Source organism: Microbacterium halimionae, assembly GCF_011761265.1.
In the GTDB taxonomy this organism is placed as follows: Bacteria; Actinomycetota; Actinomycetes; order Actinomycetales; family Microbacteriaceae; genus Microbacterium; species Microbacterium halimionae.
On sequence record NZ_JAAOZB010000002.1, the window covers coordinates 93,319 to 115,366 of the forward strand.

A 22,048-nucleotide genomic window follows, 5' to 3' on the forward strand; every position below is an offset into this window, starting at 1 on the left:
TCTCCCTCTGCCGCACATATTCTTACCGAGGAGGTACTCATGACGAATTCGCGCATCGGCGTAGTGATCAACCCGAGCAAGTTGGACCGGGGCGACCTGGAAGACCTGATCACCAAGACGCTGAAGGCGGCTGGGAAGACTGACAGCGTCGACGTGCAGTGGTTCGAAACGACGGAAGATGACCCGGGCCTTGGCCAGGGTCGGGAGGCAGTCGAAGCCGGGTGCGACCTTGTCATTGCCGCGGGCGGAGACGGCACTGTGCGTGCGGTTTCAGAAGCGCTCGCCGGTACCGGCGTGGAGCTCGGCATCGTTCCCCGCGGCACAGGCAACCTCTTCGCTCGAAATCTTGGTATCCCGCTCGTGAGTATGCGCGCCGCAGTAAAACGCGCCCTGACGGGTACTGCCTCAGACATCGACGTTGGCTGGGTCACTGTAGACGACAGCGGCAAACAAGAAGCGTTTGTCGTCATGGTGGGCTTCGGAATCGACGCTCAAATGCTCGCCGAGACCGACAGCGAGCTAAAGGCGAGAGCTGGATGGATGGCGTATGTCGAAGCCATGGGTCGTGCTGTTGCGGCATCCGCTTCAGTCGAGGCGACCCTCACGATCGACGGGGGAAAGCCAGAAAAGCTTCGCGCGCACACAGTGCTCGTGGGTAACTGCGGCATGATTCAGGGTGGCATCACGCTCATGCCCGATGCAAAGCCCGACGATGGCCGTCTCGACATGATCGTGGTGAGCGCTGAAAACGGCATGCAGTGGATGGAGACGCTCCGCTCAGTCGTCTGGGACAACGGTCTGATCAAGCTCTTGATGCCCGGCGAAAACACGTCAAGCAACGGTTCGCTCCAGCACCGCACGGCGACATCCATGCGCCTCGAGTTACCATCGCCACAGCCGTTCGAAATCGACGGCGAAGAAGTCGGCGAGGTGGCCTGCTTCGAAGTCACTCTTCAGCCTGGCGCCCTGCGCGTGCGCTGAAACTCGCTCGTGGCCGCCGTTCTCGCTGTCGTAGTGGCGGCGCTGTGCTTTGGAACGACGGGCACAGCACAAGCCCTTGCCGGCGTTGACGCGTCGCCTTTTGCTGTGGGCGCTGCGCGCATCCTCATCGGCGGCGGGATGCTCGGGCTCATTGCCCTGGCAACGCAAAAGCGTGCGAACGCGCGCGCGGCGGCAGCCCCAGCACGCCTCACGCGGGAGACTGCGATCCTTGTCGCGGTGGGGGCCGTTGGGGTTCTCGCATACCAACCCGCGTTTTTTCTCGGCACCCGAACAAACGGTGTGGCCATCGGCACCGTCGTCGCGCTCGGCTCGGCGCCGGTGATCACTGGCATACTCGATGCCCTGATCCGCCGCCGACGTCCCACCATGGGATGGGCTCTGGCGACCGCACTCGCCGTGATCGGCGTGGCACTCGTTGGGGGGCTCGTGGGTGGAGGCTCAGCGGTCGCGATCGATCCATTAGGGCTTGCCGCCTCAGTGGGAGCCGGCGCTTCGTACGCCGCCTATGCGCTCACGAGCAAGGCTCTTCTTGACTGCGGGTGGCGTTCGCTCGATGCGATGGGTGCGCTTTTCGGTACAGCGGCTGTCGTGAGTGTTCCGGTATTGCTCATCGGGGGAACGGACTGGTTACTGACCCCCGCAGGGCTCGCGCTTGCGCTCTGGCTCGGTGTCGTGACGACCGCGATCGCTTATGCACTCTTCGGGTGGGGTCTTTCGCGACTGACCGCACCGACGGTTGCAACGCTGACGCTCGCAGAGCCGTTGACGGCGACCCTGCTCGGTATCGGCGTACTCGGTGAGCGCCTCACGGCTTCGGCCGCTGCGGGGCTTGTGGTGTTGGCATCCGCTCTCGTTCTCGTCTCGCTGTCGTCGCGCCCTAGGAAACAGCCAGAATTCTCGCGTTGAGAGCGGATTGCCACTCGCGAAGCTGCCACATTGGATGATGAGGCGCCGCGTTTGAACACAGCACGACGCCCCACACGCCGTTGTCGAGTGCGGTCTGAATGCCGTGTTCGGCAAGCGCGCGCCCGGTCTCGCCCTCTTCAAAGTTGCCGCCAAGCGGCGTGTAGCCCACCCATCCTTCGCCGATGATCGCTGGCACTTGTTGCCAGCGGGCCCAGGCGGCGATCGCGATCGTCCGGGAGGCGATTTCGCGCATCATGACGTGCTCGTACGGCGGATAGTGCTCGTCGAGCCAGTCGTCCCACGCGGCGGGGTCTACCCAGTCGTAGCCATAGATCATCTGGTCGGTGACAACGGTTGCGCGGTACTTCCATTCCGCCGCCCGTCCGTACTCCGAGACCCCGGGTGCATCGACTCGCAGCAGAGCATGCAGCGCAGCATTGGGAAACTTATTGCTTCCCTCGGAGCGAATATCTACGATCCGTTGCAGCTCGTCGAGCACGCCATAGCTGTAGACGTGGAATTGTGCCGCGCCCAGCCCGTCAGGCACGCGGTGCATCGCAAGGTGTGGTGGCTTGCCGTAACTCGCCGTGACGAGCAGGTCAGAATGCTGCTCCCTCAGCCAGGAGACCTGTTCGGCGCCGCCCTCTTCGAGCGCCGGCAGGATTGAAAAGTCGACCTCGTTGTGTACCTCGACGAGGGCGATGCGCGAGCGATGACCGTGCACCGTGAGCCACGCGATCATTCGATTCCACGCGGCAGCGAGCACGCGGTAACGCTCGTTGAGGGGCACTGCATCGATTGCTTCGAACCACTCCGGCGACTCCGCGAACGCCGTCGACTGTTGATACTCCCAACTCGCCAACACGATGACCATGTTGTGCTCCCTGGCGGCGTCGAACAGAGTCAGAAGCCGCGAGGCGACATCGATGCGGTAGCCGCCCGGAGCGTTGTACCAGCGCGTGCGTTGACCGAAGTATCCGCCGCTGGGAGCGGCTCCCAGGCCCTCGATAGCGAGAGAGGTAGCGTCAAGGTCGAGGCCACCAAAGAGCAACAGGGGAGCCGCACACACGCGAATGGTGTTGTAGCCGAGAGACGCTGCGTCAGCGACCGCCGCGGCAATGTCTTCGTAGGGCTCACCGGGGCCCGCTTGGGTGTACCACGAGAAATCCCACAGCGTGATCGTGAGCCGCTGCGGAAGGTGAGCCGGCACCTCGCCCGTCAGTGCCGATTCGTCGTGGGCGGTTGTTCCCGCACCGAGGTAGCGCTCAGTCACGATGTCATCCTCTCGCGTCGGCGACGCCCGTCTGTGGCAAGCGACTCAAGGTGCGTGGCCTTGGCGTCGCGCCCGGCGGCAGTGTCAGTGTCGAAGAGGGTGAGCGCGGGGAGCGACGTCGCGAAGTAGTCGACAGGGTCGGGGTCTTGGCGAAGAGCAACAGCGCGTTCAACCAGTGCTGTGAACGCGGCATCCGCTTCGGTCAGTTCACCGAGGTGCAGGTGAGCGATACCGCGCCAGTAGGTTGCGTCGTCTGCCGGGCGAGGCGCTACAGCAAGTGGTGTCGGCGTCACGGCCTGACGCCAAGCTTTGCGGGCCGCGCCTGGGTTGCCCGCTTCGTGAAGTGCCTCGCCCCACACCACAGCGCGTTCGACGGGTGGCTCTGCCGGATGCCGCCCCTCACCAAAGTGCGCGGGAGGTGTAAACCCCGACTCGAGCAGGTCGGCGGCCGCGTGCGGGTCTGTCTGAATGAGCTGTCGTGCGAGAGCAACAGCTGCGCGATCGAACGCCGCGATCACTCGGCCTTCGCCACCCTCGAACGGGCGGAAGCTGCGAGTCCTCAAAATATGCCAGGCCTCGTCGGCTCGGCCGGCGTCAAGAAGCAGCGTGACGTGGCGGAGAGCGAGATCGTCTCGGCGCGCCAGCAGTTCTGGCGTCTGCTCGAGTATCGCGAGCCGATCGGATGCTGACACTCCGCTCCGGACCGACAGCTCATCGCGCTCGAAGACGAGCCGCGCATCTGAGCGAAGGGTCAGTGCGTGCGCGAGAGCTCGGTCTGCAGCATCCGTGTCGTTTTCTGCTGCGACCGCGTTGATCGCGAAATTTCGCCAGACAACTGGGTCGTCTGATCCACTCTCGGTTGCTGCCCGCAGCATCTCAAGCGCATCGCTGGGACGACCGGCATCCGTCAGCCACATACCGAGGAGTCCGCGAGCGACGTGGTCGTTGGGGTTGGCTCTGACGGCTGCTGTGAGCGCATCGAACTGGTCGAGCCCCGCAGGAAAAGCGAGCGCGGACGAAACTGTCTGAGCGGCAGCGCGCTCGGCCGCGGCCGCGCTTTCGTCGCCCGCGCGCCCATGCCAGAGAGCCCGGAGATAGTGGCGAAGGGGCCCCGCCAGGCCAAAACCCTTCTGGCCCTCGTCGTTCGTGACGTCTGTAGCAGTGAAAGACCATCGGTAGAGACCAGCGCGGGCGAACTCTGCCCCGATGTCGAGCTGTGTGCGCGCATCGCGGGTGAGCGCGCCGCCGCTGAGCACGACATGTGCGGGGTCGAGCGGATCGGCGGCGATAAGCGCTTCGAAGAGCCGCTGCGCTGTGGCGGGGTCGCCGGCTTCTGCGGTTGCGAACGCTACAAGGCGCCGCGCTTCGGGTACCGCGCCGGCGTCAGATGCGAGAACACGAGCCCGTTCTGGATCGTGCTTTCGCTGCGCGAGACGTGCCCGCGCGAGAGATGCCGGGCCGTGCCACGCGGCATTCCACCGGGCCTTCGCAAACCAGTTTTCGGCGCTTTCGAGGTCATCCAGGCGTTCAAAAACGAGACCCAACAGGTATGCCGTCTCACCGTCGCGAGGATTGAGGTTTCGCCGCGTGAGGCGCGTCATCGCGCGCTCGAGCACATCGCGTGCGAGTGCGTACTCACCACGGGCGAGGTGCCATGCTCCGAGTGCGGTCGCTGCGCGCGAATCGGCCGGATCGTGGTGGAGTGCTTCGCGGAGGTACGGGATAGGTGAACGTGTCGGGTGCCGGTACTGGGTCAGGTGAGTCGCCGTGAGTACGAGCTCGTCGGTCGATGCGATCTCGTTCGGTGTAGGCGGTGCCGTGGCCGCCCATGGTTCTTCAGCGGGGGCTCGGCGCGGTATCCACTCCGCAAGCACGCGTTCGCCGACTGACACCCACACGCGCAGTTCACTTTCGTCGACGGCGCTGTCGACGGTGCCGTCAACAATGAGTTCGCAGGGCAGGCTTGGTCCGAGATCGCCTGTCCACTGTGCGACCACCACTCCGGCGCGCGAGACACTGACCTTCGCGTGAGTGTGGGGTGCGGTGGCGATGACACCCACACGGATTTTGCTGACCGCGTCGGTGTCGTCGTGACGCACGGAGATTGCGGCATTCGTCGTTGCCTGACGGGCTGGTCCGATGTTGTGAATCGGGTACCAGAATTGGCTGAAGCTCTTGGTCTCTCCGGGCATCAGCCAGCTGAAATCGGGTTGGTTGTCGGTGTAGACCCCCGCCATAAGTTCGACGTACGGTCCGTCGTTGTCGGTGAGCTGGTCATCCCACGCGCGACCGATGGCACCGTTGCCCCACGTCCACTGTTTCTTGCCGGGGGAGAGCGCGCGATCCGCCCAGTGCACGAAACCAGCATCGGCCGTGTGATCGTAGCCGCCGAAGAACTCGTCGGTCGTGTCGGTGATCATGTACGACGTCGGCACCGGAATGTTGCCATAGAAATCAATGCGGTCAGCGTTCAGTTTCTCGCTTGCGAGCGCGGGGTAGTCGACGCCGTAATACTGTCTGTCGGCTCGTGGAAACGCTGTGATGGCGCGGCGCGCGTGGTCGGCAACGTATGCCACATCATCGGGAAAGAACGACTGGTACTTTTCGTGCGATCGTGCCGCCACATTTGCCCACCACAGAAAGGTCTGCGGCAGATCGGTGCGGTTGTGCAGATGAGCTTCGGCTTCGATGAGTGACGAACCGGGGCGCAGACGGATGCCGTGCACCCCGCGCATGCGCTGGAGGGGATCGAAGTCGCTGTGCCAGACGACGACAGCGCCATCGTCTTCTCGCTCGATTCGTGCGTCTACCGGGAGGAACGTTGCGGGTCGGTGATGTTGGGGCCAATTGAACTCGACCCCGCCTGAAATCCAGGGGCCGGCGAGCCCGACGAGGGCGGGCTTTATGACGTTGTTGCGGTAGAAAAAGTCGTAACCCGTGGTCTTGTCATAGCCGATGTGAATACGTCCGCCGATCTCTGGCAGCAGCATGAGACGCACGTACTCGTTCTCGAGGTGAATTGCCTGCCATTGCCGTGGTGCTTTCGCGTCTTCGACGCTGTCGATCATCGGCAGCGGATACACCTTGCCGCTTGATCCCTGGTACACGCGGCGATCAAGGAACAACGGATACTCATCAGGCGCACCGACCTCGTATGTGTCGATCGTGACGGGTTCACTCCAGCAGGCAACTCCTCCGGCGAAGAGAATGTCGCGCTGAGCGGCGGGAGCGTCAGGTAGATGGATGCGGCTCGGGGCCTCGTTGTCGCGGGTCACTCGAAAACCGTACGCGCGCATAGCGGCGGAATCCATAGGCGATCTGTGTGCGAAGCTGGACAATTCTATGATCGCCGTGTGTCAGGATGTTGAGATGGAACGCGCGGATGGGTTCGAGCACGAGCGACTCAGTGTGGTGCCGCGGCCTCTCGTCGAAGCGGCGCTGACGAGACCCGTGACGAAGCGGTTGGTCGTCACTGACGCCGGTTACTTTCCGCGGGCACAGGGTCATGGCCGACACCGCAACCACGGCGTTCGCGAAACGATTGTGATCGTGTGCGTTGCGGGTTCGGGGTGGGTGGAGGCTGCCGGTGTGCGCACCCGGGTCGGTTCGTCGACCGCCATCGTCATTCCGGCCGGACTCGCTCATTCATACGGTGCTGATTCGAACGAGCCCTGGACGATCTGGTGGTGTCACGTGCGGGGGAGTGACGTCCCTGAGCTCGTGGATGCCGCGGGCATTCGTTCCGATCGGCTGACGCTTTCGCTCCGCTCAGTCGAAAAAGTCACGGCCCTCCTCGATGAGATTTCTGTTGCGCTCTCGCGCGACACGACACCGGCACGTCTCACGCTCACAGCAGGAATTGGCTGGCGACTTCTTGCGCAGCTTGCGGTAGACCGTTTGCTTCCAGAAGAAGGAACACCGGTGCAACGCGTCATGCGATACCTGGAGGAACGAGTTGACGGCCGTGTGCAGGTGGGCGAACTTGCCGCCATGGTAGGAGTTTCGTCGTCGCACTTGGCAGCGCTGTTTCGCGACGCCACCGGCGGCGGTGTGCTTGCCCACCACAACGCGCTCAAGATGGCGAAAGCTCGAGTGTTGCTCGACACATCCACACTCACGGTTGCTGAGATCGGGCGCCAAGTGGGGATCGACGACGCGTTTTACTTTTCGCGACAGTTTCGTCGCGTGCACGGCATGAGCCCGCGGGCCTACCGCGACACCCGCAAGGGTTGAGCGTTGACCCGATGCGGGAGGTTCGTCGCTTTGTCCATGTCGATACGCGCATATGGCATTGGGGATGCCGCTGCCGCGGGCTAGCGTGATGCTCGCCAACAGCGTGGTGCCGAGCAGGAAGTGTGAGCTAGTGATTACTCGAACACGAGTGCAAGCGTGGGATGCCCCCGAGACGATGCCCGGGATGGCTGATCCTGGAGCTGATCCACGCATCGCTGTCACCTCTCGGTGTGTGTCCCGCGACGGGCGTGGGTGGATTCCGGCATCGGGTGAGATTCACTATTCGCGGGTTGACCGTGAGCGGTGGCGTGAGCGCTTGTTGCTCATGCGAGCCGGCGGCATCGACGTCATCTCGACCTATGTGATCTGGATTCACCATGAGACCGAGCGTGGTGAATCGAGTTTCTCGGGAAACCTCGACATCGCGGCTTTCGTCGAATTGTGCGCCGAGCTCGATCTGCCCGTCATCGTTCGCATCGGTCCCTGGGTGCATGGTGAAGTGCGCAACGGCGGCCTCCCCGACTGGGTGCAGGGCGCGAACGTTCGACACCGCACGAACGACCCCGATTACCTTGCGATGGTGCGGGAGTGGTTCGCCAAGCTCGGCGCTGAGCTTTCGCCACTGTGCACTGCGACGGGCTCGATTATCGGCATCCAGATCGAGAACGAGCTCTACGACCAGCCGGAGCATCTGCGCACCCTCAAGCAGATGGCGATTGAGTCGGGCATGACCGCTCCGATATACACGGCGACAGCGTGGGGCGGTGCGGATCTGCCGGGCAACGAGTTCGTTCCGCTCTACTCGGGCTATGGTGACGGATTTTGGACGGATGCCGCGGCTCCCTGGGACGCCACCTTTCGGCAGCACTTCTTTTTTTCGGATCAGTGGGATGACCCGGGTGTCGGCGCCGACGTCCGAGATGTTGCACACAGCGGCGTCGCGCCGGATGTGATTGCTACTTTGCCCCGAAATGAGGCTTTCCCACCCGCGACGTGTGAACTTGGCGGAGGGATGGCGACGACCTATCACCGCCGAGTCGTGCCCTCGGGTGCTGACATCGCCGCCGTGACGAATGCGAAGCTCGGAAGCGGCTCGATGTGGCAGGGCTACTACATGTACGCCGGTGGCATGAACCCCGCGGCAAACCTGCAGGAGTCACATTCGACCGCTTACCCCAACGACCTTCCGCAGTTCGACTACGACTTTCATGCGGCGTTGGGGTCTGCGGGTGATCTCGCGTCCTCTCACGCGCCGCTTCGGCAGCAGCACGCATTTCTTGCGGCGTTCGGTGAGCAACTTACCGACATGCCGGCTTCATTTCCTGATCAACTCCCCGCAGACCTCGACGACGCGACGACGCCGCGATGGGCTGTGCGCGCCCACGGCGGTCGGGGTTTCATCTTCATCAATTGGCACCAGCCTCACATTCCGCTGCCAGATCTTCCGGACGTTGAGTTCGTTGTGGAGACGTCCGCGGGTGCTGTGACGCCCGGCGATGGCGAGATCGCCATCGCGGCAGGCACGATCGCACGCTGGCCGTTCGGGCTCGAGGTTGGTGGCGTACCGATTCGATGGGCGACTGGATCCGTGCTGACCCTGCTCGACGAAAACGACGATGATGCCATGCTTGTTTTGATGGCAGACGGCCGTGACCGCGACGTGTTGATTGCGACCGGCGGAACAACGTCGACTGTGCACCGGGTAGACGCCGAACGCGGAGGTCGAATCGTGATCGAAGACGGTGACTCCCGGGCCGCGGTGCTCGTGTTGGGCGTGCAGGATGCCGCCCGAGCATGGGTTTTCGAAGGAGCGACGAGGCGGCTTGTGCTCAGTGACGAACCCGTCTGGATCGATCAGGAGCAGATTGTCTGCCGTTCAGCAAAGCTCCCGCGGGTTCGTGAATGGCTGGGCGATGGGTGGCATGATTTGTCGCTAGAAGCGGACGCGATTGGTGCTGGCGAACGCGGCGTTTCAGCGACGGTGGTTGCAGGCGGCCGTAAGCCGCGTGCAACCTATGGCGCGTACAACGGACGCGCGTCTGCTCCGGGGGCGTCGAGCATCGCTGAAGGTGCACGTGTCTTTCAGCTTGGCGATGTCGGTCTTGAGCAGCCGGGTCTTCGGCGAGTACTTCGTGTCTCGTGGGCGGGAGATATTGCTGAGCTTGCCGTTGACGGTGTCGTGGTGGCCGATCGATTCTGGGATGGAACACCCTGGTCGGTGGATCTCGACTCGCTCGCGGGTGCTGAGGGCAGCGACGTGACGCTGCGTGTGCTTGCGCTGCATCCTGGTGCGTCGGTGCGACTGCCCGCGAGAGCCGAAGATCGCCGCCGATCATCGAGTGGTGCGCTTCTTGCCCTCGACAGCGTCGTGTTGGCCACGAGCACGCTCTGGTCGTAGCTCACTCACGACAAAGCAGGGGGAGACGGCACACGCTTCGAACCTGGCACACTTGCTGAAGAGAAAAGTGGGTGTGGCGTGGCGGATTGGCTCATAGTGATCGGCCTCGGGCTGACAGTCGCATTCACGACCGTCCCCATTGTCACGACGATTGTTGCCGTGGTGGGTGCACGTTCGTCGGTTCCTGGTTGGTATCTGGCTGTCGGATACGGCGCGTGTCTTCTGATCGTCACTGTTCTTTTAGCGAGCGCGTTGCAGGCAGTGCATCTGCCGCGGGTCGATGACCCGGTGCTTCTTGGCACTGTCGAACTCGTCACCGGGTCTCTGCTCTGCGTCGTGGGCGCCATTCAGTTCTCGCGCACACGATCCGGCCCGCGGCGTCCATCGCGAATGATGTCGGCGATGCGAAACGTCAAGCCGTGGGTGGCGGTTGTCGTCGGGGTGAGCTTTCCGCTGCACCCGGAGGCGCTTCTGCTCGCTGCGACGGTCGCCACTCGCGTGCGTCACGCCGAGGTGACGTGGCCGATCGGCATCGTCATGGTGTTGCTTTTTGTCGTGCTGTCGATCTCGACCGTGGTCGCAATAGCGGCGACCTATATGTCGGCGAGCAGCGGGATGCGTGAGCGCTTGGAGCGCTTGCAGGGCTGGATCGAGCGCGACTCAGCCGCGGTGATGTCGATCGTCGTCATCGTCGTCATCGTCGTGGGCGTGTTCGTCGTCCTCTTTGGCGCGAATACCCTCGGTTGGCTTCAGTTTTAGCCCGCTCAGCTGGCGGTGCTGAGCTCTAAGAGCTTCGCTACGGCGCTCGCGCCCGCAATAAACCCCGGAAGATCGGGTTCGGTCAGGCGAGGCTGGAGCGCAACTGTTGTGGCTCCGGCATCCATGAGCTCTTTTACCCTTTCGGCCACCAACGTTGGAGAACCGATGGCGCTCACACGATGTTCAGGGGCCGTGGTCGGAGCAAATTCGAGTGCCATGTCGTCGTCGTGATCGCGAAACGACGCGAGCAAGAACACGACGATCGGGTGAGTATCCGCTCTCTCTCCAGCGGCGTCACGAACGATGCGTGCCGCGGGTCGTAGGCGTTCAGCGCTCCACCCAGACGGGATAATCGTGCCGTCAGCGAGAGCGCCCGCCCGCGCGAGCGTTTTCGGCCCCTCCGCTCCGGCATACACGGGTGTCGGCTCTGCTGGCGGCCAGTCGAGGGCAACGTCGTCGAGGCGCACGTACCGACCGTCGATTGTGATTCTGTCGCCTGCTAAGAGCGAACGAAGAGTGGGAAGGTATTCGTCCATGAGAGTGAGAAATGATGCGTGACGCGCACCCACCTGGGTCATCCAGCTCTGCACGCCGTGGCCGACGCCGCCGATTACTCTGCCGGGGAAAAGCCGGTCGATTGTTGCGAGTTCCATTGCAGTAATCGCGACATTCCGAAGCGGCATGGGTAACACGCCGATCCCGACGCGCAGCTTCTCGGTGGAAGCAAGGACAGCGGATGCCGCGGCGATCCCACTCTCGCGAAAGCAGTCTTCCCACAGCCACAGTTCGGCAATGCCGGCTTTTTCGGCATCTCGCGCGTAGTCGAGCATGCGCTCGGGCGGGAACGAAGGTTGAAAAATGACACCGAGTGAACGCATAGTGTCACCCTATTGGGAGGGCAGGACCTCGAGCGGTCTGGCAAGCACGAGGTCATTTTCGAGGCGCGAACCGACCTGAAACTGTTTGGTGCCGACAACCGAAAAACCCTGTTTCGCGTAGAACCGTTGCGCGCGGGCGTTCTCTTCATTGACGCCGAGCCACAGTGTGCGTGCACCCCGGGCGGATGCTTCGGCGACGCTTGCCGCAACGAGTTGTGCGGCAATTCCGGTGCCGTGCGTGGACGGCAAGGCGTAACACTTCGAGAGTTCGGCTGCTGGTCGCTCCGTCACGACGCGACGCACCTGGGCATCGGCTGGTTCGCCGAAAACAAGCATCGTGTAGCCGAGAAAGCTTCCGTGGTTGTCGCTGTCTTCATCCGACACGTCAACGAAGATGACACGGTCGGGGTCGTTGAGATGCTGCGTGAACGACTTCTCACTCAAGTGCGCGGCGATGAACTCCCGCTGGTCGCTTTCGGTCGATCCCGGTGGGCACGCAAGGGGAAACGTCGCGGCAGCAAGAACGTGCAGGGCAGCTTCATCGCCGGAAAGAGCTCGTCGCATCACAGAGTCAATTGTGACGTGTGAACTCACGAGTTGCATTGCTACGAGCGCGCGATCGTCAGGTTGAGCAGGCTTTGGAGGCCCTCGTTGCTTCCACGCCAGTTTCTGGCGATGGCTGCAGTCCCAGAACGGCGGATCGCGAACCGCAGCACGAGAGCGACTATGAGGATGTCGTCGGCTATCCCCAGCACCGGGATCACATCGGGAATCAGGTCGATCGGGAGCACCAGATATCCCAGGAGACAGATCAACGACCAGCGCACGGAACGCGGGACTGTGTGATCTCGCAGGAGGGCGCGCACAAGGTGGATGACGTCGGGGATGAGGCGCATTGCCTCACGCCAATTGACCGATCTGCCCACTCGACGCTGCTGGGCCCAGAGCACCGAAACAAGCACGCACCAGAACAGCAGTGCACCGCCAGCTACGGCGAGCACTGGTGTCCACCATTCGCTCATCGTCGAAACGTCAACTCTCGACCGACGGATCCGCCGGGAGGTTCACCTCGTATACGCGCTCGGAATAAGTCGCGAGTTTCTCGGCACTGACGCCCAACCTGGTGGTCGCCACCTGGGCTTCAGGTTGCCCGAATGCATCGCGGCGAAGTAGATCGCGATGCCAGCGCCGCAGTCGGTCGAGGCTCTGTTCCTCTTCCTCGAGCTCACCGAAGGTGAACTTTTCCTTCGCAAACTCTCGATCGATCTCGGCATCGAACTTTCCGCAGTCCGCGACGAACTCATTCCACTCATCGATCCGGGCGCTCGTGAATGCGTCACGAAGTGTTTCAGTATCCGTCTCTGCTTGACCGTGCGCGACGAACACGGAGAGGCTACCGTCTCCGCGCTCGGCTAGTTCGCGCACGGCCGAGATGCCCTCAGCGAAGGCCGGTAGGTCAGGCGCTGCCCACACGCCGGCGGCCGCCGGCACGGCGCCGAGCCGACGCAGCTCTCTCCAGACCGCGACGCGGTGGCGAGACGGTTGAACGGGGACCTTCGGAATAATGAGAAGCCAAGGTGTAGTGGTCACGAGTAAAATGTAACACGCGTTACAAACGTCCGGTGCGGCCGTTCGTGGGATGAAATTCAGCTCAGTCGCCGCAGCAGGATCACGCCATCTTCGTGCCACACATCTGTGGTCGTTGTTCGTTGTCGTGTCTCGGTGAGGACAGCCTCCCAGCGCGCGGGATCGAGCGCGAGCATCCGCACCTCATCCGCCGGCGCCACGAACATGTCGGCATGATGGTGCGCACCGCCCGATCCTGGCGGCGGCGCGGCGTGCGACACGATGAGGAGATGTCCGCCCACAGCAACTCGCTCCGCGGCCTGCCGGAGCGCCGCAATGCGATCGAGCGCCACCGGTGAATGCAGAAAGCTCGTTGTGACCAAATCGAAGACCTGATCGCTTCGCCAGGTCGAGAGGTCCGCCAAGACGAACCGTGCCCGATCGATGCCGAGCGACGACGTTGCGGTAGTTGCCCGCGCGATAGCGGTCGGCGAGATGTCGAGGCCGGTGGCATCCCACCCGTTTTGAGCGAGCCACACTGTATCGGCCCCCTCGCCACACCCGAGATCGAGGGCGGTGCCAGGGTTCAAGTCCGAAACGACGTCAACCATTGTGGAATTCGGATGCCCCGACCACACGCGCTCCGAACCGGCATAGCGCTCTTCCCAAAAGGTGGCAGCTTCCGTGTCTTCCTGCACCAATATCGCGTTGACCGCGGCGCCAACGCCCGCGGCGGCACCCATCGCCATCGGTACAGTGGCACGCGGGTCGACAACGTTGCCCGCAGCGAAGATTCGCCGGTGGCTCGTGGTGCCCATGGCATCCGTTGTCAAGAAACTGCCAACGGCTGAATCGGTGCGCGAAAGTCCGAGATGCGCAACGAAGCTATCGATCGGTCGCGGGGTCGACCCGACGAACAGCGCGTCGAGTGACACTTTCGTGCCTGACTCCAGGCGCACTCCGCTGACAGAGCCGCTCTCGCCGAAGACCTCGACGACACGTTCGTCGACGATTTCGACTCCGCGCGCGCGCAATCGATGTGCTGCCGCTTTATCGATGCCGCCGATCAGCCCTGTGAAGACGGTTTCGGTAGGGCTCCACTGCCTCACCAGTTCAGCCTGGTGGAGAGCGAGGGGAGATGTGAGCAGCACCCCGAGTCGTCCGTCGCGTACTTCCCAACCGTGACAGTACGGGCAGTGCAGCACGCCCTTGCCCCACCGCTCGGTGAGCCCTGCAACGTCTGGCAGTTCGTCGACCAGCCCCGTGGCGATGATCACGCTGCGGGCTGTGGTGCTAGCGCCGCGGTCGTATGTAACGGTCACGGATGCCTCGCCGGTATCGACTCGCGAAACCTCGCCCGACACCACCTCGACGCCGTACTGGGCGACTTCGGCGCGTCCGCGTGCGATGAACTCGGCGGGGGAGATGCCGTCGTGGCCGAGAACGCCGTGCATGTGACCTGCGAAGCGATTGCGAGGAGTGCCGGAGTCGATGACGAGAGTGCGCCGACGTGCTCGTCCGAGCATGAGCGCTGCACTGAGTCCGGCGGTGCCACCGCCGATGATGATTGTGTCCCAGGATGTGTTTTCCATACCCTCAGCATCTGCGCCAGGGTAGAATATTGGCAAGTAGATTTGCCGAAATAGCAAGGAGCGGCGGGTGACTGGAGAACTCAATCTGGTGGGGCCACGCCTTCGTGCCGCTCGCCGCGCCCACGATCTGACCCTCGAGGAGCTTGCCGAGCGAACCGGTATGTCGGTGAGTACCCTGTCGCGGTTGGAATCGGGAAAACGCCAGGCAACCCTCGAATTGCTCGTTCCCCTGACAAGGCACCTCGGCATCCGTCTTGACGATCTCGTGCGCGCTGAAACTCCTGATCCGCGCATCCGGCGCGCGGTCATCAGGCGACATGGCATGGTCATTGCACCGCTCGCGTCGGAGGGCGCACCGGTGCATACCGACAAGATCACCTACCTACCTGGGCGAGAAATGCCTGAGCCGCGCACGCACGACGGCTACGAATGGTTGTACGTGCTCAGCGGCAAACTTCGCTTGCGGCTCGGCGAGCAAGATCTTGTGCTGACCCGCGGCGAAGCTGCCGAGTTCGATACGCGCACACCGCACGCGATGACGTGTGCGGGCTCTCGGCCAACTCAGGTGCTGAGCATCTTCAACGAGTCAGGTGCACGCATGCACGTGCACGGCGCCGACTGACTCAGTAAGCGAGTTCCGCTGGCGCGAGGTGTGACGTCTGGTTTCCGACGAGGGTGAGCTCGCGTGGGTCGAGCTTGCGGACCTCTTGGCTATCGGCGAGCTCGTCGAGTTCGATCCAGAAGATATTAGGGCTTCGCGTCGATCCGAAGTAATAGATGCGGTTGGTGAGGTCGGCGCCAGCTCGCCACCACGTGGGGTAGACATCGCCGGTGGAGTACGGCGCACCGTACGGCACCGACACGTTCGCGATCAGCTGGAAGACGCCGGCGACGGCCTCTTCGGTGTTTTCAGGCTCGGGCAGGTAGTTCAAAAAGTACGCGGCGCGTACGAAACGGTCGGCCGAGGTGATGTCGCCGGGCGGGGGCAGCTCGCCCCCGAACGGTCGGTACTGCGTGAGATTTTCGAGCTGCTCATCGAGTGTGGGCGAGTTCGCCATCACCGTGTACTGCGGCCCGTGGTGCACCACGAGTGTGCCGTCGAGGGGCTCGATGATCGCGGAGTCGCCCGAGGCATCCTCGATCGCGATGTGTACACCGAGTTCCATGCCGCGAAACAGCGGAGACGTGATGCGCACACGGTCGATGTCTGCCACTGCCTCCGCGACGGTGCGGTAGTTATCGAGGAGGTACTGCACCCACATCGCGTTGGCGACGGAGGGCCGCCCGTCATTCTCGGGGAACGACACATCTTCGGGGTCTAGGTACAGAGCGTGCGCGCCGAAACCGTTCTCGTTGAGCCCATCGACAGTGCCCATGCTCCACATGCTGGTCGCGACGCTCGCGTAGCGAGACGTCCACGAATGGGATGCCTCATCGCCATGACCGTTGCGGGTGGTGCCTCGCGGCACGAACCACAGTTCCGGTTCGTCGCTGACGGCCCAGTCCATGCATCGCGTCACGGTTTTTGCGACGGCGTTGTCATTCCAGAAGATGCGAGTGCACATATCGGTGAGCGTAGCGGACACCCCGCAATCGGCTGCTCTTGGCTACAGGCTCGGGTAAACCTCGAAGCTTGCGCCATCGGTCAGCAAGACCGAGAGGCCAACTTCGAACGGCACAGCGGAGCCGTCGGCGGGTACAACATCGACCGTGTCCCAGCCGCCTCCGATGATGGCTCCAGCGGCGTCGCGAGCAATGACGGTGAGGTACACATCGGAAAGCTCCTCGCCGAATGTGCTGGTTACCATCCCGCTCGTGTAGGAGACATATTCATCTGACGATGCAGTCACATCTTTGACGGCAATGGTGCCGGTTTCGTCGGCGGGCGAAAGCGCTGCCAGGTTCGCGTCCGGCAGTGCGATCTCGATCTCGGCGATTTCGTTCGTGCCGATGTCGGTGAATGCGCCGAAGACGGCGTTTTTGCCCGCGAGCAACGTCGGGTACTCAGTGGCGGAATCGATCACTACTCCCGACGCGTCGAGGGCGGTGATTTCAATTGCTTCGTACGCGAAAATGTAATCCTCATTCGGGTTGTCGAGGATGACGGCGTACCACCAGAGGTCTTCCGAGTATTCGACCTGGGCAAATGCGCTTTCGGTGACCTCGACCGGGAGCGCCTCCGTGGTGCTGTCGTCGGCGTACGGAGCATCGCCCTCGAGCTCAGTTGCGTAATCGTCGAGGAGTCCGTCATAGGCTGCGCCGCTGATCAAACCGAACGAAACGAAGGTCATGATGATCGAGAGAATCCAGCCAACGACCGACACCACGATCGCGGCGATGCTGAAGCCGTTGCCGCCCTGGTTCTTCTTGATCAGTGCGATCAAGCCCATGATGAAGCCCGCAAGCAGAAACAGCCCCGAGAACCACGTGACGAAGGGGATCGCGGCAAAGATAAGACCGATACCGGCCGCGACGAGAGCAAAGATTGCGAGCTTGGAGGAACGGGTCGCGGACGGAGGTACGGGTGCGGGTGCGACACCCGCGGGCGGCGCGGGATAAGCGGGCAAGCGCGGATCTCCCGCTGGCGGCGCGCTGTAAGGGGGTGCCGGAGGAGCCGGTGGCAACGGGGGTGCAGCAGGCGCAGCAGATGTCTGCTGTTCCGGCTGTTCCGGCTGTTCCGGCTGCTCGGGGTTTTCCGGGGGAGTAGGGGTAGACACTCGGGCTCCTTGAAGTATGAATCGGACGCACCGGGTGACAAGCGCGACTACAAGCGCGAGACGCGAGGGAAATACTTTTAGCCGCGTTGAAGAGCGCGGCCAAGCACCCCCTTGCCGGCTATGAAAATGCTATCTGATACCGATGGCACGACAGTGTCAGAACGCGTCCGGCTGTTGAGGCGCACCTTTCGTTTTCGGCAGGGTGTCGAGGACGCGGTCGTAGGAGTTGGCGATGAGGTCTTCGACAAGCAGCGCGGGCACACTGTCGATCAGCTGAATCGTCACCCAGTGGCGTTTATTCATGTGGTAGCCCGGTGTGATCTCGGCATACTCGTGAACTAGCGCTTCGCAGTGCGGGGGTGCCGCCTTCAGCGTGATCGCGGTGGGCGACTGGTTCATCCGGATCGCGGCGAACATCTTGCCGCGCACTTTGAAGACGGCCGTCTCTTCGCCGAACGGGTATTCCTCGACTGCCTGAGGCAGCTCGAGACATACTTCGCGTGCGCGATCACGGATGCTTTCCATGATCTCGATCTTGTCAGCTCGCGGGGCCTGCGGGTGGTGTCGGCGGACTGTGAGTGAGGTAGTGGATCACGGCACGAACCCGCCGGTGGTCATCGGCATCTACCGGGAGGTCGAGTGCGTCGTAGATGCGCGACGTGTGCTGAACTATCGCTTTTTCGGAAAGCCCCAGTTCACCCGCTATCCAGCCGTTACTGCGCCCTTCGGCCATGTATCCGAGCACTTCGTCTTGGCGTGGTGTGAGTGCGCCGATCCCGCCTCCGAGCATGCGAGCTCGTGACATGAGAATTTCGACGACGTCGGGGTCGAGTGCTGTCCCGCCGCTAGCGACGCGGCGCAGGTCTTGAGTGAAAGTGCGTACGTCGGCGATGCGCTGTTTGAGTAAATAGCCCACGTGCCCACTACCGTCGCCGATGAGTTCGACAGCGTATCGGCGCTGCACATGTTGAGAGAGCACGACCACCGCTGTTTCAGAGTGATGCTTGCGGATGCGCACGGCCGCGGCGAGACCTTCATCGGTGAAGGTTGGCGGCATCCGGATATCCGTCACGACGAGGTCAGGTGCGTGCTGTATGACGGCATCTTCGAGCGTGCCGGCGTCTCCGACAGCCGCGACTACTTCGAAGTCTGCTTGTTCGAGTACCAAGGCGAGGCCCTGCCGCAGAAGCGCTTCGTCTTCGCCGATCACTACCCGCATGGCAACTCCACAATCAGCCGTGTTCCGTTCGCGGGCACAGAGTCGATCGAAAAGTGCCCGCCGAGCGCGTCGACACGATCAGCGAGCCCGCCCAGACCGCGCTTTCCTGCGACAGCGCCGCCCCGGCCATTGTCTTTCACCTCGAGGAACACGCGCTCTGGGTTCGAGTCGATTCGTACGCTCGCTGACGTCGCTCCGGAGTGTTTCACAGTGTTGGCGAGCGCTTCGGCAATGACGAAGTATGCGGTGTTTTCGACGGTTGAGGTGAGTGCCGGGTTTTCGTGCTCTGTCACCAAATCTGTAGGAATTGGCATCCGGTCGACCAAATCTTCCACTGCTGCGACGAGACCCCGCTGCAGCAGGGCAAGTGGTACGACGTCATGTACGAGCCGCCGCAGATCCCCCGCTGCGGCATCGATGCGTTTGCGAAGTTCGGTCGCGCGCGTGCTCACATTTCGCGGGGTGTCCGACGCATTCGCAAGCTGCTGAGCCTCCAAAGCCAGCAGCACGAGCTGAACCTGGATGCCGTCATGCAAATTCTGCGCGATACGAAAGCGTTCCTGGTCGGCGGCGTCGACGAGGCGCGCGCGCGAGGCAACGACATCGCGTTGCGCCGCGATCAGCTCGTTGGCGAGGCGCGTGCGGTCGATCGCGATAGCTACGACCTGTCCCGCTCGGCGCACATCTTCGTCGCGCGCTGTGAGCTGAGTGTCATAGCCGATCACCGCAATCTCACGCTCATTCGTCGTGATGGCGACCTGTCCGCGGTGGCGTGTGTCGGAGTGAAGCTTGACAGGTGTGCCGTGCTCATCGACGTAGGAGTCGCTCTTGTCCAAGCGAAACGCCAGTTGCACCGAACTATCCCCGAGCGTGTGAGCGAGGGCCGCGGTGAGAGGGCCGCGGCGACTATCGGATGCTCCAAGCCATTCGCTCAATTGAATGATCTCTCCGGTGCGTGCAAAGCTCCCGCTCAAGACCCCAGCCGTGAACGCGAGTGGAACCCCCGTCAGCACGATGAGTTGGATCACGGGCATCGCAACTCCGCCTCGCACGCCGAGAGTTGTGAACACGAGGCTCGTGGCTGGAACGGCGAGTACCGCGATGACTCCGTATGAGTAGAGCGGAAGGAGAATGCGGCGTGTCCGTGGTTGCGCGCGGACCAAGCGGTTCGTGAGAATCGCTGCGGCAGAGATCATGATCGCAGCCCCGGCGATCCGTTGCGTTGTGCTGGCGACAGCGAATTCTCGGGAATCTGCCGAAGCGAAAACGAAGGGCAGTTGCAGCGGGAGCGCAACGACATAGCCGCCGATGACTGTCGCGGCGGCGCTCGGGGAGTCGAGTCGGCCGGACGGGAACGCCAAAAGCAGGTGGACGATGACAGCGAAAATCGCCGTGCTGAAGACTGCGCCGACTATTTCGAGTGGCGCCACCGTGGCATTGCCTAGCCCTGCGATAAGTAATGCGAATCCCCCGAGTGTGATGAGCATTCCCATCGCGTTGGTCGGGCGCCGCCACCACGCGAAAATCCCAGCTGCTGCGTAAACGCACGCGGCGATCGTGAAAAGTGCCAGTACGGCAGGAACATCAGACCCCGGCAAGACGAGCGCAAGCTGCAGCGCGCCCAAAAGTGCAACCGAAATCGCGAGCAGAATGAGCGCGCTCGCGAGGTGTTGTCGCGACATCTTGCTCCTGACGGCGGGGTTGGGTTGTTATGGGGCGGGTGTTCTGCCTCTCACTATCTTCCGGGAAAGCGGTGGGTCTCTATAGACCCATGTCTATATCGCACGTGGTTCTGGTGGTTAACGATGGGTGAGAAACATCGGGCACGATCATGCCCGATATCTCTCTTTCTGTGATCCCTGCCAAGGAGCAACCGTGCGTTCGCGATACCGCTTCCCCCTTGTTCTTCTTTCTTCGCTTGCGATCGTTGGGCTGGTGGCGGGGTGTACGAGTGAACCAGCGACAGTCGAGGTTGTTACCGGCGGTAGTCCCGACGCCGACGCAGTTGCGTTCCCGAAGGGCGCGAGCAATGAGGAGATCGATGCCGCCGTCGATTCGGCGCTCGAGCAGTTGCCGGAGCTCGCGCAAGAAGCGCTCGACACAGCTGGTGTTCCCGGACTCGCGATTGGGGTCGTGCATGGTGGCGAAACTGTCTATGCGGATGGTTTCGGCGTAAAGAACATAGAAACCGGCGCCCCGATCGAGGCCCAAACCGTGTTTCAGCTCGCTTCTCTTTCGAAACCGATATCTGCAACTGTCGTGGCTAAGGCGATCACTGCCGGCGCGATCACATGGCAAACACCAGTTCAGAGTGGACTCGACGGCTTCGCGATGTCAGATCCGTACGTGACTGAGAACGCGACTGTCGGCGATTTCTTCTCTCACCGCTCGGGGCTGGCTACGGGAGCCGGCGACGATCTCGAAGATATCGGGTTTGATCGTCAGTACATTCTCGATCACATGTACCTCCAGCCTTTGACTCCGTTTCGGGCGCAGTATCACTACTCCAACTACGGAATCACGATTGGTGCAGAAGCCGCAGCATCCGCGATGGGGATGACGTGGGAAGACACCGCTCAGACGTACCTTTACGAGCCCCTCGGCATGGATTCGACGAGCTCTCGGTACGAGGATTTTCTCGCTCAGGCCGATCGAGCCGACCTGCACGCGGTCGTCGACGGCGAGTTCACGCCGATCTTTGAGCGCGATCCGCAGGAGCAGTCGCCCGCGGGTGGTGTCTCGTCCAACGTCGAGGATCTCGGCACCTGGATGAACGTGGTGCTTTCGGAGGGCGAGTTTGAGGGAGACGCCTATATCGACTCGTCAGCTCTGCTGGCCGCGACGACAGGGCAGATGGTGTCGGGTCACCCGGGCACCGCGGCGGGACGAACGGGAATGTACGGATTCGGCTTCCAGGTGGGGTCCCTACCGGGTGGGCGAGCCTCAATCAGTCATTCGGGGGCTTTCGTCTTGGGCGCGGGAACCAGCTTCAGAATGATTCCGAGTCTTGATCTGGGGATCGTCGTTCTCACCAACGGTGCTCCCGTGGGCGCCGCGGAGGCAGTCACGTCATCATTCTTGGATCTTGTGCAGTTTGGATACGTCACGCGCGACTGGTTCGCCGACTACGCCGGTGCGCTCGGCGTCTATCTCGCACCCGCTGGTGATCTCGCGGGCGAGACCCGCCCGACAGATGCTGCAGCTCCCGGTGACTACGCCGAATACGTTGGCACGTACGAAAGTGACTACTACGGCACCCTCTCGATCACAGCGACAGACGACGGATCGACTCTGATGGGAGCCCTCGGGCCCGACGGTCAGTATGAGTTCGTGCTTTCGCCGTGGGACGGTGACGAATACTCGTTCATCCCCACCGGAGAGAACGCGCCGGAGGGATCTCTTTCTTCCGCCGAGTTCGTCCGTGACGGCGGGCAGGCCACCGCTGTCACGCTCGACTTCTTCAATTCGCAGGGGTTGGGCACCTGGCAGCGCGTGTCCCCCTAGC

General features: G+C 62.6%; 19 protein-coding genes. 7 read left to right on the forward strand and 12 right to left on the reverse strand.

Going from position 1 to position 22,048, the window contains the following annotated elements; genetic code table 11:
* Window positions 1-39: 39 nt before the first annotated feature.
* A complete protein-coding gene (locus tag FHS06_RS08200) occupies window positions 40-981 on the forward strand; it encodes a diacylglycerol/lipid kinase family protein (protein WP_167048299.1) in 942 nt (313 codons plus the stop codon).
* Between the two features lie 9 nt (window positions 982-990).
* Window positions 991-1,908, forward strand: coding sequence for a DMT family transporter (locus FHS06_RS14335; protein WP_167048301.1), 918 nt, complete (start codon window positions 991-993; stop codon window positions 1,906-1,908).
* Here the strand turns inward: FHS06_RS14335 and FHS06_RS08210 are convergent.
* Both FHS06_RS08210 and FHS06_RS08215 read right to left on the reverse strand, forming a co-directional pair.
* Window positions 1,880-3,181, reverse strand: coding sequence for a cellulase-like family protein (locus FHS06_RS08210; protein ID WP_167048303.1), 1,302 nt, complete (start codon window positions 3,179-3,181; stop codon window positions 1,880-1,882). The two genes, FHS06_RS14335 and FHS06_RS08210, sit on opposite strands and share 29 nt — an antisense overlap.
* Entirely contained in the window at window positions 3,178-6,492 is a 3,315-nt protein-coding gene (locus FHS06_RS08215; protein ID WP_243845425.1) for a DUF5107 domain-containing protein, read from the reverse strand. Before FHS06_RS08215 ends, FHS06_RS08210 begins: the two co-directional genes overlap by 4 nt.
* Window positions 6,493-6,550: 58 nt before the next feature.
* Here FHS06_RS08215 and FHS06_RS08220 point away from each other — a divergent pair, with 58 nt between their 5' ends.
* The 3 genes from FHS06_RS08220 (at window position 6,551) to FHS06_RS08230 (ending at window position 10,571) form a co-directional block, all read left to right on the forward strand.
* Window positions 6,551-7,414: an AraC family transcriptional regulator gene (locus tag FHS06_RS08220; RefSeq protein WP_167048305.1), complete on the forward strand. Its 864-nt coding sequence runs from the start codon at window positions 6,551-6,553 to the stop codon at window positions 7,412-7,414.
* A gap of 130 nt (window positions 7,415-7,544) precedes the next feature.
* Entirely contained in the window at window positions 7,545-9,812 is a 2,268-nt protein-coding gene (locus FHS06_RS08225) for a beta-galactosidase (RefSeq protein WP_310734781.1), read from the forward strand.
* 78 nt (window positions 9,813-9,890) lie between these two features.
* Window positions 9,891-10,571: a GAP family protein gene (locus FHS06_RS08230; protein WP_167048307.1), complete on the forward strand. Its 681-nt coding sequence runs from the start codon at window positions 9,891-9,893 to the stop codon at window positions 10,569-10,571.
* 5 nt (window positions 10,572-10,576) lie between these two features.
* Here the strand turns inward: FHS06_RS08230 and FHS06_RS08235 are convergent, their stop codons facing one another.
* From FHS06_RS08235 to FHS06_RS08255, 5 genes are read right to left on the reverse strand one after another with little or no spacing between them, the layout of a single operon-like run.
* Window positions 10,577-11,449 carry an LLM class flavin-dependent oxidoreductase gene (locus FHS06_RS08235; protein ID WP_167048309.1) on the reverse strand — a complete coding sequence of 291 codons (873 nt, stop codon included), beginning with the start codon at window positions 11,447-11,449 and terminating at the stop codon, window positions 10,577-10,579.
* Window positions 11,450-11,458: 9 nt separating this feature from the next.
* Window positions 11,459-12,043 carry a GNAT family N-acetyltransferase gene (locus tag FHS06_RS08240; protein WP_310734782.1) on the reverse strand — a complete coding sequence of 195 codons (585 nt, stop codon included), beginning with the start codon at window positions 12,041-12,043 and terminating at the stop codon, window positions 11,459-11,461.
* An 11-nt stretch (window positions 12,044-12,054) separates the two neighbouring features.
* Window positions 12,055-12,471: a YkvA family protein gene (locus FHS06_RS08245; RefSeq protein WP_167048313.1), complete on the reverse strand. Its 417-nt coding sequence runs from the start codon at window positions 12,469-12,471 to the stop codon at window positions 12,055-12,057.
* 10 nt (window positions 12,472-12,481) lie between these two features.
* Window positions 12,482-13,039, reverse strand: a complete 558-nt coding sequence (locus tag FHS06_RS08250) for a Chromate resistance protein ChrB (RefSeq protein ID WP_167048315.1) — start codon at window positions 13,037-13,039, stop codon at window positions 12,482-12,484.
* A gap of 56 nt (window positions 13,040-13,095) precedes the next feature.
* Window positions 13,096-14,607 (reverse strand): FAD-dependent oxidoreductase, encoded by a 1,512-nt coding sequence (locus FHS06_RS08255; protein ID WP_167048316.1) that lies wholly within the window; start codon window positions 14,605-14,607, stop codon window positions 13,096-13,098.
* A gap of 67 nt (window positions 14,608-14,674) precedes the next feature.
* On the opposite strand from FHS06_RS08255, the gene FHS06_RS08260 reads away from it, so the two are divergent.
* The gene (locus FHS06_RS08260; RefSeq protein ID WP_167048318.1) at window positions 14,675-15,229 is read left to right on the forward strand and encodes a helix-turn-helix domain-containing protein; all 555 of its coding nucleotides are present in this window, start codon (window positions 14,675-14,677) and stop codon (window positions 15,227-15,229) included.
* Between the two features lies 1 nt (window position 15,230).
* On the opposite strand, the gene FHS06_RS08265 is transcribed toward FHS06_RS08260, so the two are convergent.
* From FHS06_RS08265 to FHS06_RS08285, 5 genes are all read right to left on the reverse strand, one after another.
* Window positions 15,231-16,172: a linear amide C-N hydrolase gene (locus FHS06_RS08265; protein ID WP_167048320.1), complete on the reverse strand. Its 942-nt coding sequence runs from the start codon at window positions 16,170-16,172 to the stop codon at window positions 15,231-15,233.
* 42 nt (window positions 16,173-16,214) lie between these two features.
* Window positions 16,215-17,324, reverse strand: coding sequence for a DUF6264 family protein (locus FHS06_RS08270; RefSeq protein ID WP_167048322.1), 1,110 nt, complete (start codon window positions 17,322-17,324; stop codon window positions 16,215-16,217).
* Between the two features lie 156 nt (window positions 17,325-17,480).
* Window positions 17,481-17,849, reverse strand: coding sequence for an MmcQ/YjbR family DNA-binding protein (locus FHS06_RS08275; protein ID WP_167048324.1), 369 nt, complete (start codon window positions 17,847-17,849; stop codon window positions 17,481-17,483).
* A gap of 13 nt (window positions 17,850-17,862) precedes the next feature.
* A complete protein-coding gene (locus FHS06_RS08280) occupies window positions 17,863-18,543 on the reverse strand; it encodes a response regulator transcription factor (protein WP_167048326.1) in 681 nt (226 codons plus the stop codon).
* On the reverse strand, window positions 18,534-20,225 hold the full coding sequence (locus FHS06_RS08285) for a sensor histidine kinase (protein WP_167048328.1): 1,692 nt from the start codon (window positions 20,223-20,225) through the stop codon (window positions 18,534-18,536). The genes FHS06_RS08280 and FHS06_RS08285 overlap by 10 nt, the downstream gene beginning before the upstream one ends.
* Before the next feature lie 193 nt (window positions 20,226-20,418).
* Here FHS06_RS08285 and FHS06_RS08290 point away from each other — a divergent pair, with 193 nt between their 5' ends.
* Entirely contained in the window at window positions 20,419-22,047 is a 1,629-nt protein-coding gene (locus FHS06_RS08290) for a serine hydrolase (RefSeq protein WP_167048329.1), read from the forward strand.
* The last annotated feature ends 1 nt before the right edge of the window (window position 22,048 follow it).